The 12,408-nt window shown below is 40.7% G+C and carries 14 protein-coding genes; 12 read left to right on the top strand and 2 right to left on the bottom strand.

Annotation, left to right across the window (positions count from 1 at the left end; translation table 11 throughout):
• Positions 1 to 264: 264 nt before the first annotated feature.
• Entirely contained in the window at positions 265 to 837 is a 573-nt protein-coding gene (locus tag LC048_RS14780; RefSeq protein ID WP_226600263.1) for a hypothetical protein, read from the bottom strand.
• Between the two features lie 174 nt (positions 838 to 1,011).
• Between LC048_RS14780 and LC048_RS14775 the strand changes: the two genes are divergently transcribed.
• Complete coding sequence (locus tag LC048_RS14775; RefSeq protein ID WP_226600264.1) at positions 1,012 to 1,164, top strand: YfhE family protein; 153 nt, start codon at positions 1,012 to 1,014, stop codon at positions 1,162 to 1,164.
• A 240-nt stretch (positions 1,165 to 1,404) separates the two neighbouring features.
• Positions 1,405 to 1,947, top strand: a complete 543-nt coding sequence (locus LC048_RS14770; protein ID WP_226600265.1) for a general stress protein — start codon at positions 1,405 to 1,407, stop codon at positions 1,945 to 1,947.
• Between the two features lie 120 nt (positions 1,948 to 2,067).
• Here the strand turns inward: LC048_RS14770 and LC048_RS14765 are convergent, their stop codons facing one another.
• Complete coding sequence (locus LC048_RS14765; protein ID WP_226600266.1) at positions 2,068 to 2,547, bottom strand: hypothetical protein; 480 nt, start codon at positions 2,545 to 2,547, stop codon at positions 2,068 to 2,070.
• A gap of 322 nt (positions 2,548 to 2,869) precedes the next feature.
• Here LC048_RS14765 and LC048_RS14760 point away from each other — a divergent pair, with 322 nt between their 5' ends.
• The 10 genes from LC048_RS14760 to LC048_RS14715 all read left to right on the top strand — a co-directional run bounded on the left by LC048_RS14760 (position 2,870) and on the right by LC048_RS14715 (position 12,375).
• Positions 2,870 to 3,106, top strand: coding sequence for a hypothetical protein (locus tag LC048_RS14760; protein ID WP_226600267.1), 237 nt, complete (start codon positions 2,870 to 2,872; stop codon positions 3,104 to 3,106).
• Between the two features lie 508 nt (positions 3,107 to 3,614).
• Complete coding sequence (locus LC048_RS14755; protein WP_264188107.1) at positions 3,615 to 4,367, top strand: transporter substrate-binding domain-containing protein; 753 nt, start codon at positions 3,615 to 3,617, stop codon at positions 4,365 to 4,367.
• Between the two features lie 105 nt (positions 4,368 to 4,472).
• Positions 4,473 to 5,132 carry an amino acid ABC transporter permease gene (locus tag LC048_RS14750; protein WP_041968211.1) on the top strand — a complete coding sequence of 220 codons (660 nt, stop codon included), beginning with the start codon at positions 4,473 to 4,475 and terminating at the stop codon, positions 5,130 to 5,132.
• A 28-nt stretch (positions 5,133 to 5,160) separates the two neighbouring features.
• Positions 5,161 to 5,883, top strand: coding sequence for an amino acid ABC transporter ATP-binding protein (locus LC048_RS14745; RefSeq protein WP_226600389.1), 723 nt, complete (start codon positions 5,161 to 5,163; stop codon positions 5,881 to 5,883).
• A gap of 217 nt (positions 5,884 to 6,100) precedes the next feature.
• Positions 6,101 to 7,657 (top strand): BCCT family transporter, encoded by a 1,557-nt coding sequence (locus tag LC048_RS14740; protein ID WP_226600269.1) that lies wholly within the window; start codon positions 6,101 to 6,103, stop codon positions 7,655 to 7,657.
• Positions 7,658 to 7,874: 217 nt separating this feature from the next.
• On the top strand, positions 7,875 to 8,738 hold the full coding sequence (locus LC048_RS14735; RefSeq protein WP_226600270.1) for a hypothetical protein: 864 nt from the start codon (positions 7,875 to 7,877) through the stop codon (positions 8,736 to 8,738).
• Between the two features lie 26 nt (positions 8,739 to 8,764).
• Positions 8,765 to 9,493 (top strand): ABC transporter ATP-binding protein, encoded by a 729-nt coding sequence (locus LC048_RS14730; protein ID WP_306047988.1) that lies wholly within the window; start codon positions 8,765 to 8,767, stop codon positions 9,491 to 9,493.
• Positions 9,494 to 9,768: 275 nt separating this feature from the next.
• Positions 9,769 to 10,215, top strand: a complete 447-nt coding sequence (locus LC048_RS14725; RefSeq protein WP_371931906.1) for a hypothetical protein — start codon at positions 9,769 to 9,771, stop codon at positions 10,213 to 10,215.
• A gap of 13 nt (positions 10,216 to 10,228) precedes the next feature.
• Positions 10,229 to 11,686 (top strand): sensor histidine kinase, encoded by a 1,458-nt coding sequence (locus tag LC048_RS14720; RefSeq protein ID WP_226600273.1) that lies wholly within the window; start codon positions 10,229 to 10,231, stop codon positions 11,684 to 11,686.
• Positions 11,683 to 12,375, top strand: coding sequence for a response regulator transcription factor (locus tag LC048_RS14715; protein WP_226600274.1), 693 nt, complete (start codon positions 11,683 to 11,685; stop codon positions 12,373 to 12,375). Before LC048_RS14720 ends, LC048_RS14715 begins: the two co-directional genes overlap by 4 nt.
• Positions 12,376 to 12,408 lie beyond the last annotated feature (33 nt).

Below are 12,408 nucleotides of genomic sequence, written 5' to 3'. Positions count from 1 at the left end.
GCTAAATGCTTCCTTAGGGAGCAGCGAAACCGTTGCTGGAAAATTGGATGTAAAGCTGTCGAGAATTTGCTGTTATTGTGACATGTTTGAGGGTGGAGGGCCCAAAGTAGTCAAGAAAGTACTGTTGTTATAATTGGATTAGGAATGTTAACCAGTCTAAAATATTATTTTTTGCGAGCGTGAATATATACGCTTGCATAAAGTCATGAGGATGGCAATTGGAACCGTCCTGAAGAAACGGTTGTATTTAAACCGTTTCTTTTCTCATAGGTGATGTAGGTGTTCCTGGTGATGGGTACTTCCCTTAAGAGTTTCAATCCAAGTTTGACCAAGCTGGCTGCCTAAATAAAGATAAATTACTAGCAATATGAAGGTGAGTATGGGTCTTATTAAGTACTTCTTGGTTGTGATGGATGACTCATTTTTGGGAAGTATTTTAAAAAGGAATAAGGCAGCTAATGAAATCGTTAAGAAGATATTGATAAGGATCAGCGATTTTTCAGGCAGCAGCATTTCTCCGAGCATTGCCCCCATCATCCCACCCATTATACCGGACATAAAACCTTCGATTGTTGCAGCAGCACTGAATAAAGTCCCTATTATTGTGCCAGCTGCTGCCCCTAGCAGCAATGATAGGATGGTTGACATATATAAATCCCCGCGAAAAACGGTTCCAAGTAAAATGCCGCCAGTTAAGCCTATATTCATCCCCAGAAACATCGAGATGATCATCCCATTCATGAATGTTATCTGCGTCTTGTGTCGGAGAACCAATAGGATGGAAATTAGAATAACTGCAGCAAGGGTAAAAAACACATAAGTATTGTACAAAAACATGGCAAGCCTCCTTTCCACCATTTTATGAAATAAGAGGACAAACCATGACGAAGTTCTAGTGGGTATCCCCGTTAAAATGACACCATTTTAAATGAGTTCGTTTACTGTTACATCATCAGGGTAGAAAAGTAAGAGATGGATCAGCATCTAATTCTAGCTCAGGAGGGATATCAAATGGATAAGAATAAAGCTCCCAACAAAGGGTTGAATACCGAACAGAACAATGGTTTGACTGATGCTCAGGAAGTGCTTTACGCAAAGGAATTCACACGTGCAGTAAAGGCAGAAAATAAGCATAGAGAAGAAAACGGAAACAAAGGGAAATAGATAGAAAAAGATGGCTCTTACGCCATCTTTTTCTATCTATTTTTTTGTGAAAAACTCTATGTTTAGGTAAAAATGCGACGGGTAAGGGTTTAATATAGGCAAAATCACACAGTTTATTATTTTGTAAATAGCTGTTTTGCGGGTAGGGATACTATTAACTACCTAGTCGCAAAAGTAACTCTCACGCTCATTAAGAGAATCACGCGAAAGAGCGAAAAATTAGAATGGAGGTAATAGTTTATGGAAAAGACAATCATTGGTGGAGTATTCAGGGATTCAGACGAAGCAGTAGGTGCCATTAGAAGGTTAAAGGAAATGGGATTTGACACGAATGATTTATCGATCTTTGCAAAGGACGATGATAAACTCGAGAACATTGAAGACCAAACGGATGTAGATGTAATTGAAAATGATTCTGATCGAGGCAAAAATGCAGGCAAGGGTGCCGGAATTGGAGCTGGGACTGGTGGTGTTCTTGGAGGAATCGCTGGTCTGATTGCAGAAATCGGTCTGCTTTCAATTCCTGGAATAGGTATCCTAGCTGCCGCTGGTCCGCTAGCAACAACATTGAGTGGTGCAGCGATTGGCGCTACAGGTGGCGGAATTGTCGGTGCATTGACAGGTGCGGGAGTAACGGAAGATGACGCCAAGGAATATGAGAGATACTTGAAGAAAGGAAATGTCCTTGTGCTCGTTGAAGTGGACGAAGAAAGACAAGAAGAAATCCATACAACTTTCAGGGACTCTAATTCATTGAACACTAATATGTTTGTGACTTCCTAAACTGGAGGGCAAGAGGTATTCCTTTAGATAGGAATGCCTCTTTTTTTTGTGATGCAGAGGGATCTTCTGCATCACAAAAAAGTACCTGTCCCAGTTGAACAGGTACGATTCATGAAGAATTTATCCGGTAAGTTTTGGCCACTCATTATAACGAAGAACATGGTAAATGGCCAGACCGTCACTATAATTGCCGTTGCCGTAATCAACTGGAATCAATGAAAAGGTTGCCAGCCAGACCGAAAAGTAGGAATAGCGGACAAATATAGTATGAGGTTCTATAAATCCTTGTGAGATGAGGATATTTAGCACCAATACTGATCCTAGATTAAAAATAATTCCACCTGCATGGACAAGGAAATGTGTTAATCGATTATTCCATTTAAGGTGCTCATACTCGCTAAAAGCATCCAAAAAATACATGCTATTTAAGCTGAATGGGCCTTTCTTGAAAACTGTTTTTCCGCGTCCAAGTGAGAAACTGAATTCACCTCCAAAAATCCATGCAAAAAAAGAATGTCCTAACTCATGTATCAGTGAAACTATAGGATAAATAAGTAAAAGGGCCAATAGAAAGCCCACAAAGTCAGAAAAACCGAACATGATATAGAAGCCTCCTATCTTAAAAGTGTGGGTCACTGAATGGGTTGCATTTCGTACTCAATTCAGCCCTCACCTGGGTATTGAGTGCTTTTTTCGAAAAGAGTTTTAGTTATCAATGTACAAGTTTTACCCACGAGCGGTGAAGCTAAACGATCATACAGACTGAAAAATATTACATAATTACCTTATTATTTTTTACTATTTCCATAATCTGTTTTTACAAGTAAGAAACATTTTTCGGTTTTTTAAATCAAACCGCCTATACCCATCCTGAAAGAACGAATAGGATAATACTGAATAAATAAGAGTAGGAGGGAAAAATATGTCTCGTGAAAAGGGAAAGGTTATCCATGTAGATAAGCTAACGATTCATGCCAAAGAAGTTGAAATCATTCAGGAAAGGTCAAGGAGACGCCATGAGGAAAGAAGACATCCTCTGGATTTCTTTGGTCCAAGAAGAAGATTGGGGCGTGAATTTGAAAAAGAGAAATACTATGAGGAAGAAAGCAGTTCGGCAGAGGGAAATACTGAGAGGCACAGAGGGCCCAAATGGTTTTAAAATCAGTTAAGATAAAAAAATAGGTCGTTTTGATTATTTATTGAAAGCCAGGTACTCTCCAAGGGAGTTCCTGGCTTTTTTAGAATAATGTATTTTTTTCGCATACATTGTCGGATAAGGAAGAAATAGGAGTATCTTAGAGGAATCAGAGGGAAAAGGGAGGCTCGGAAGGCTCAGTGGACGAGAACAAAGAATATCAATTGATTTGATAAATTATCAGATAATTAGGATTTTGATTGAATGTTACAAGATTGTTACAATTATGGTCATAACGTAATTTTAAACCAAATCACACTATTCAGTAGAATAGGAAATTTGAATGGATTCTTACAATAATAGTTTACTGGTCTTGTAAAGTGGGTATAAGTAATTTGGGTCGAATGTTACGGTTACTATAACTGTGTTATAAGGACCGTTTAACAGAATAAATAGTTAAAGAAGTTTAGATTATAAGGGGGAGTTTTAAACAGTGAAGAAAATTTTAGCATTATTCATTATCACGGTGACCATGGCAGGTCTCCTGGCTGCTTGCGGCAGCGATGAAAAAACATCCGGCAGTGAAGGCGGTATGGATTTAGCAGAGAAAGGCAAATTCACCTTTGCAACATCCGGTGAATTCAAGCCATTTAGCGTCACAAATGGTGAAGGCGAGATGACTGGTTTTGACATAGACGTTGCCGAAGCAGTGGCAAAAGAACTTGGTCTTGAACCAAATCAGAAGAAGTTCAAGTTTGCAAGTATCGTAGAAGGTGTTAAGTCAGGCCGATTCGATGCAGCGGTTGCCAGTCACACCATTAATGATGATCGCAAGAAGCATGTAGATTTTTCTACTCCATACTACTATTCTGGACCACAAATTTTTGTACGACCTGACAGTGATAAAGAGAAAATTGCCGATTTAGATGGATTGGAAATTGCTGTTTCAAAAGGTTCTACTTATGCAAAGACTGCTGAAGAAGTGACAGATAATATTGTGCTTTATGACAGTGACGTAACTGCTTTAGAAGCGTTAGCCAATGGAAGGCACGACGCTGTTATAACGGACTTTATTACAGGGAAAGAAGCGATTGGTGCGGGCCTTAAAATTGAAGGCAAAGAGCTTCTTGGTCGAAGCGAGCAGGCAATTGCTGTAGCCAAAGACAACGACGAATTACTGGAAAAAATCAACGAGGCATTGGAAACTTTAAGAGAAAATGGAACGTTGAAAGAAATCAGTGAAAAATATTTCGGTGAAGACATCACAGCTAAACCGGAGGAATAAGTTGTCAATTGGGAGCGAATGTGCGGTATCACTGCACATTCGTTTCTGCTTAAACATGATATTTACCTAGAATGATAAAAGAGTCCACAGGGAGTTGAATGAATTTTGCCAAGTCTATCGCATGTTATAGAAGTCTTTTTTGACACGTATGATATATTCCTCAAAGGCATGCTGCTCACATTGCAAGTTACAGCAGTCTCGATTCTGATTGCTATATTCATAGGATTGTTTTTTGCCTTCCTCAAAATATCGGGTATTAAAGTATTGGAATGGATTGCGAATGCCTATATTTATTTGGTCAGAGGAACCCCGTTGATCGTCCAGATCTTCATTTTCTACTTTGGAATGACCAATTTAAACATTTCCGCTTTCTGGTCCGTTGCCCTGGGACTAGCTTTTCATAACGGTGCCTATATTGCGGAAATCTTCAGGGGGACGATCCAGTCTATTGACAAGGGTCAAATGGAAGCTGGACGTTCGCTCGGAATGAGCAGGGTCCTTACAATGCGTAGAATCATCCTTCCTCAAGCATTCCGTCGTGCCTTGCCTCCTCTTGGGAATCAATTCATTATTGGCCTCAAGGATTCATCACTTGCAGCATTCATTGGAATGTACGAATTATTCAACGTCGCGACAACAAAAGGGGCAAACGATTTTGATAATATGACCTACTTGCTCATCGTTGCTGTGTACTATCTATTCCTTGTTTACTTGATATCTGCTTTGGTTGGACTGCTTGAGAAGAAACTTTCGGTAAGTGATTAAGGGGGAATTTGTTTTGGACGGAAGAGATATGATCAATGTTAAGAAACTGAACAAATCATTTGGCGACCTTCATGTTTTGAAGGATGTGGATATAACGGTAAAAGAAAGCGACGTTGTCTGCTTGATTGGAGCAAGTGGCTCTGGTAAAAGTACTTTGCTGCGCTGTTTGAATTTCCTTGAAATCAAGGACAATGGACAAATCATCATTGAAGGCGAAGAAGTAAATGCCGATACTCATAATGTGAACGAAGTGCGCCAGAAAATCGGTATGGTATTTCAACACTTTAATTTATTTCCTCACAAAAATGTGATTGAGAACATTATCGAGGCACCAGTACATGTGAAGGGTATCAGCAAGACCCAGGCCATCAAGGAGGCCAGGGAACTGCTTGACAAGGTAGGACTGGCAGATAAAGAAAAAGTCTATCCATCCAAGCTTTCTGGCGGTCAGAAACAGCGGGTAGCAATTGCGAGAGCGCTGGCGATGAAGCCAGATATCATGCTGTTTGATGAGCCAACATCAGCACTTGACCCTGAGCTGGTTGGAGAAGTGCTGTCAACCATGAAGGAACTAGCAGAAGAGGGCATGACAATGGTAGTCGTGACACATGAAATGGGCTTTGCGCGCGAGGTAGCTGATTGGGTTGTCTATATGCATGGAGGCCGGATTGTAGAAGTTGGCCACCCGGATGAAATCTTTGATAATCCTGTCGAAGAACGTACGCAAGAGTTTTTAAGCAAAACATTTTAAAGAATGAACGCTTAGGTTCTCTAAGCGTTCATTTTTATCTTTAAAAAGACTAGGATGTAAAAAATGTTTCGCCATGGATAATAACGGGAAAAAGATTGCAGAATAATTACGTGGCAGGATGTCAAAGTTTTCCCTGCTCTTAATTTATTTCCCTACATTAAAGGTAAGTGTAATTGGTATACATAACTGGAAAAATGCATATTTTTTGGAGGCTGACATGATCAAGAATATATTATCAAACTATGTTTTTTCTGTGTCAGCTGCGGTGATTTTGTTGTTCGTCGTAGTTGGAGCTATTATGCCAAAGAAGTTTGGTGCGGTGGCTGGAGAGTTGTTTGGTTTTACAACAGTTAATTTTGGCTGGTTCTACTTGCTTGCAGTATTTATTATTGTGCTCTTCTTAATAGGACTGGCCGTCAGTAAATATGGCGCGATCAGACTTGGTGGTGAAGGGGAACGACCTGAGTTTTCCTTCTTTACCTGGATTGGTATGCTTTTCTCAGCTGGCTTTGGCGCTGGGCTCGTATTCTGGGGAATTGCAGAACCAATGAGCCACTTTTTCAACACACCCTTCGCGGATATACAAGGGGAATCAAGAAGTGCCGCTAGAGTTGCAATGGGATACTCCTTTTTTCACTGGGGTGTGAGTCAATGGTCTGTTTTTGCGATAGTTGGCTTAGTTATTGGATTCCTTCAATTCCGCAAACAAAAAAATGGTTTGGTTTCTACTGCTCTTGAACCAATTACAGGTACAAAACCAGCAGTGAAAAACACTATCGATACCCTTGCGGTTGTAGCTACCGTCATGGGTATCGCTACATCCCTAGGACTTGGCGTCCTGCAAATGAATGGCGGGCTCAACGCTGTTTTTGATACTGGAAACTCTATCGGCATTCAAATGATCATTATTTTGGTCATTTTCATTGCCTATATGATCTCATCTTCTACAGGACTTGAAAAAGGGATCGCGATGTTGAGTAACTTGAATCTTGGAATCGCAATTGTGCTGCTGTTATTCGTATTGATAGCAGGCCCTACAGTCTTTATCATGGAAAGCTTCACACTGGCGATTGGAGACTATTTTGCCAACTTCATTCAATACAGCCTAAGATTGCAGCCCTACCAGGAAGGGACCTGGACAAGAGATTGGACAATCTTTTATTGGGCATGGGCGATCGCCTGGTCTCCATTTGTTGGAGCGTTCATTGCCAGGGTTTCAAAGGGCAGGACCATCAGGGAGTACATCTTTGGTGTTATGGTAATTCCTCCGGTTATTGCCTGTCTCTGGATTGCAGCATTTGGCGGAACCGCATTATGGAATGATTTGAATTATGACTCAGGAATTGCTGCAGCAGTGAACGCAGATTTAACATCTGCTTTATTCAAGACTTTTGAAGTTCTGCCGATGTCAACTATTCTTTCCATTTTATCTATTATACTAATTTTCACTTTCCTGGTAACTTCAGCGGATTCAGCAACCTATATACTGGCAAGCATGACGACTTCAGGAAGCTTGAACCCACCGAAGTTTGCAAAAATCGTTTGGGGTTCGCTTATGGCGGCTATCTCTGCAGTCTTGCTATACGCAGGCGGGCTCGAAGCTTTACAAACTGCTTCATTGATTGCTGCACTGCCGTTTACAGTGTTGCTTCTGCTGTTAATGTTCGCGATTCTTAAACTGCTGAAAAAAGAGCCGCTGCCAATCAGGTCTGCAGATTTAAGGCGATTCAGGAGATTAGAGAAAGCGGCAAACAAAGATTCTAAGGAAAAGTAAAATGATAAGTTAGCCGGAGTCTGCAAGAAAGAGACTCCGGCTTTTTATGTACGGCAATCCCTGCAAAAACAGACATTCTGCGATTTTGAGCAGCTTGCAATTATCTTATATCTGCCTGTGATTTAAGAAAAATTTAATATTTTTTTTAGAAGCAGTTTAGAAATGAAGGTTAACCTAATCTTGTAAGTTGAATTACCCATTATGAGGAGGTTAAGAAATGAATAAGAAGATTCTGGCTGTAATTGGAATTAGCGGGGCAGTCATGCTCGGCAGCGTGTATTCGATTTCGGCGAACACATCAGGATATGACTTGTACAAAGATGCATTAAAAAACACACATCTGTTGGAAAGCACGACGATGGACATCAGTATGGACCTTTTGGACAACAGCAAAACAATTTACAGTGCTGACACCACGATCATGACAAATCGGTTAGAAAAGACGATGGAAGGAAGCAGTTCTGTTTCAAATGGTGAAACGACAGCATCTTACGAAATGTATCGCCAAGATGGTCAATTCCTCGTGAAAAAAAACAGTGAAAACAAAGTTTATTCAATGAAGTCCAAGGACCGTGTCCATGGGTCACAGTCAGACAGGATGGAACTCCAGGAAGACCTGGAAAAGCTAGTGGATGTCCTGACTAAAGATCTTCAGCAGAAAATGGTTGTCAACGACAGCACCAATGGATCAAAGGAAGTAATCCTTAACCTCTCTAATACTGAAATATCTATGGCAGCCAATGTTGTGACTTCCATGATGCTTAAACATGCTGCAATGATGAATGACAGAACGGAAGATTTGGACTCAAGCTTCCATGATGTAAAATTCAATCTCCCTGAACTTAAAAAAGATATTGTCATTAAGTCAGCTGAAGTCAAAGCTAAAATTAACAGCCAGAACTATGTGGAAGCACAGGATGTAACAGTATTAGTGACAGGCAAGGATGCACAAGGAAAAACACATCAAGTAAGTTTTGCTGTCAGTCTGGACCTGACTAATGCAAATGACACTAAAGTCGAGTCGCTTGACCTTACAAATTTGACGATCGAAGAAGTGACTCACGGACGACCACATAACTAATAAATTTGCTGCAGAAGGTGAGAGGTATGGAAACAGTTCTCGAAGTCTCTGATATTGGAAAAAGGTTCAAAAACGGGCGTGGAATTAAGGATATTAATTTCTCGATCGAAAAAGGAAATGTCTTTGGTTTGATTGGTCCTAATGGCGCTGGCAAGACAACATTGATGAAGGCTATAACTGGTCTCCTTAAAACTGATACAGGTAAGGTAATGATTTTAGGTAAGGACCTTGAGAAAGATTATAAGTCTGCAATCAGGGATGTAGGGGCAAATATAGGTTCCGGAAGCATCTATTCACATTTGACTGCCTGGAAAAACCTGAAAATAATCATCAGGTTTTATCCAGAGCTGCCCATTTCCCGAATCGATGATGTCTTGCAGTCAGTAGGTTTAAGCCAGTATAAACATGACAAGGTTTCTTCTTATTCGATGGGAATGGTCCAGCGCCTCGGGTTAGCCGCCGCTCTGCTCACAAAGCCAAAGCTGATCATACTCGATGAACCTGCAAATGGGCTAGATATTGATGGGATGCTTGTTTTCAGGAATGTCGTCCAACAGTTGTCGGACACTGGAGTCACGTTCCTTATATCCAGCCATCTCACCTCTGAGCTTGATAAAATCTGCACGCATTTTGGCATCCTGATCGACGGGGAACTTCAGTGTATAGTCCAAAAAGATCTAATGGAGACCGGAAAATCTATTAAGGATCTCTATGTCGAAAGGATTGGGGGTGTTCATATTGCGGGAATTTGCTAGCAATACACGTAATGAAATCGATAAGCTGATTGCAAAGAAAAGTGTGAAGTTTTATTATGTGCTTGCCGCAGTTATGCCAATTTTAATAGGCTTTGCAGCAGTGCGCATCCAATCGAATGATATGATTACCTTGCCTTCTCTAAGCGTCAGTTTTTTCATTATGAATAGTTTTATCCTGGTCGTTCTTCCTCTATTTATATTTATGTCCCAGTTCGGAGCTATTTGCTGGAGAATGGGAAAAAGGGTCTTTGTTTCAAGTGAGGCCTATAACCAGAATGGAAATCTACTTATCCAAAGCCACAGCAATAGCGGTGTTGACTTTTATACAGCTGGTTATTGTTTGGGCTTCTGCTTTCATCACTTCAACTGCTCTGGAAAAAACAATCGTTTGGACCGAGGCTGGTTCAGTGACCCTCTCATTGCTTGTTTCAATCGTACCGCTTGCGGCAATCGTTACTTTGGCTGCATTCATTTCTCAATGGTTCAAGAGCAGCCCTGCTTCATTGGCAAGCGGCATTTTTCTGTATGGCTTAATGGCTGCATTGCCATTTGCTTTTCCCAATCTAGTGCATCTCTTTCCGACAGCGTACATGGACTGGTATCAGCAGTGGCTGGGAAATGTGAATGTTTTATGGCTAGTGCAATCTTTCACCTATTTGTTCTCCTTCAGTTCATTGTTTTTGACTGCCGGCTATTATATGTTTAAAGCAAAGGAACTATAACGAAGGTGTTTAAATGACTATTAAATATCGATTAATTCTATCCTATCTGGCAATGGTTTTTGTGCCTCTGATCCTGTTCTTTTTAGCGGGCTTGCTCTTATTGTTTCTGTTTCTCGGTGATATCCGGGAAGTCAGTGACCTTATGCCAGAAAGTCATGATTATAAGAAAACGGTCAGTGAGGATACAAAGCTATTTGGTGAACTTAAGGAAAAATCGTTTGTTGATCCAAAAGGGTTGGCTAGTATTGAATATTTATCAGTTCTTTCTGCTGAATTAGAACAAGATGGTATCTTCATAGTTTTGCGTCAGGAAAATGAAGTCATTTATTCCTCTCAGAAAACTGCCCACTTGTCTGCTGCGGATCTGCCTGAATACGGAGTATCCTCCACATCCCGCAACATAGAAAGAATTGGGGATGAAACATTTTCTCTGAGACAGCATGATTATTACATTCCTGACAAAGGGAGTGCTTCGTTGTTTTTGATAAAGGATGCCAGCCCTTTAACCAGGCTTATGCGTACATTTTACCCGATTCTTTTTGTCATCCTGGTATTAATTCTGGTTATTACAAATGGGTTGTTAACCTATTATGTTTCCAGGAGCATCATCAAACCAATACAGCAGTTGAAGGAAGCAGCCCAAAAAATCAAAGAGGGAGATCTTGACCATACAATTAACGTAAAAGGGAAGGATGAACTCGCACAGTTGAGTGCCGATTTTGAAGCGATGAGGAAGCAGCTGCAAGAATCTGCAGAGTTACAGGCCCAATATGAAAAGAATCGCAAGGAACTGATCGCACATATCACTCATGATTTGAAAACGCCGATTACTTCCATTAAAGGATATGTGGAAGGCATCCGGGATGGAGTAACAAATTCTCCTGAAAAATTGGAACGCTATCTTCAAACGATTCACCAGAAATCAATTGATATGGATTCTTTGATAAATGAATTATTTCTTTACTCAAAACTTGATTTGAAGAAACTGCCTTTTGATTTTGAGGAAGTCGACTTAAAGGGTTATTTAAATGATTATCTTGAGGAACTGGCTTTTGATTTGGAAAAGGAGAATGTGAAGCTGCTCTTTGAATTCGATGCAGCGGACTCCTACCCAGTGAGCATCGACCGGGATAAGATGAAAAGAGTATTTTCGAATATTATCGAAAATAGCCTGAAATACATGGAGAAGGAAAACGGGGAAATAATCATTTCTCTTTCTCAGAATCAAAATGAAGTCATCCTGGAACTAGCTGATAATGGTCCAGGAATCAGTAATCAGTCACTACCATTCATCTTCCAGCAATTTTACCGGGAAGAGGGTTCCCGTAACAAAGAAACAGGAGGCAGCGGTCTTGGGTTGTCGATCGCTGGCATGATCATTGAAGAACATGGAGGTACCATCACGGCTGAAAGCACGATAGGGATTGGTACAAAAATCATTATTTCTTTAGAAAGACAGGTGAAATCATGAAAAGAATCCTCATCGTTGAAGATGAAATGAGCATCGCTGAACTTGAACGGGATTACTTAGAAATCAATGGTTTCACCTCCGATATCGCTAATGCTGGAGATGAAGGGCTTCAAATGGCGCTGTCCAATGAGTATGATTTGATACTTCTTGATGTAATGCTTCCGGTTATAGATGGTTTTGAAGTATGCAAGATGATTCGGAAAACAAATGATGTTCCGATTATGCTCGTAACTTCAAGGAAAGAAGATATTGATAAAATCAGGGCGTTTGGCTTGGGAGCCGACGATTATGTGGTCAAGCCTTTCAGTCCAAATGAATTGATTGCAAGAGTCAAAGCCCATTTAGCCCGATATGAGAGGCTGGTGGCGAAGCATCGCGAACCGGAAAATACGGATATCTATATACGCGGACTGCATATTGACCGGTCCGACCGCCGAGTCTTCGTAAACAATCGAGAGACTATGTTCACAACAAAGGAATTTGATGTACTGACATTTCTGGCGACTAACCCCAATCAGGTTTTCAGTAAAGATCACCTGTTCGAACGAATTTGGGGGTATGACAGCATGGGTGAAATCTCTACCGTAACTGTCCATATTCGGAAAATAAGAGAGAAAATCGAGATAGACCCGTCCAACCCTGAATACATCGAAACCATATGGGGTGCGGGGTACCGCTTTAAAGCTTAATGAGAGAGGAATAGTTTCATTAAATCGAAAACG

Source organism: Mesobacillus subterraneus, assembly GCF_020524355.2.
GTDB lineage: Bacteria > Bacillota > Bacilli > Bacillales > Cytobacillaceae > Mesobacillus > Mesobacillus subterraneus_C.
Note: the sequence above shows the minus strand (reverse complement) of the source record. Positions and strands in the feature narration are given on the sequence as shown.